The sequence below is a fragment of the Chryseobacterium sp. SIMBA_038 genome (genome assembly GCF_046535115.1).
In the GTDB taxonomy this organism is placed as follows: Bacteria; Bacteroidota; Bacteroidia; order Flavobacteriales; family Weeksellaceae; genus Chryseobacterium.
On the sequence record NZ_JAWRXH010000412.1, the window covers coordinates 1 to 240 of the forward strand.

General features: G+C 40.0%; 1 protein-coding gene. It reads left to right on the forward strand.

All coding sequences use genetic code 11. The features are described 5' to 3' along the window. Nucleotides 1–240 (forward strand): ABC transporter permease (locus tag SB689_RS24090; RefSeq protein ID WP_410694544.1); only part of this gene is annotated, 240 nt, incomplete at both ends.

A 240-nucleotide genomic window follows, 5' to 3' on the forward strand; every position in this document is an offset into this window, starting at 1 on the left:
GTTATTTTGTTTTGGTTCCGTGGCTGTTGATGTTTATCATTCCGGCACTTTCAATGAAGACTTTTGCCGAAGAGCAACAAACCGGAACACTGAACTGGCTCTTTTCACAACCGTTAAAGGTTTCAGATCTTGTAACAGGAAAGTTCCTTTCAGTATCGATTGTTGGGATTTTATGCCTGATTCCGTCATTGATTTATCTGTATACCGTCTATGTTTTAGGAGTTCCGGAGGGAAATATTG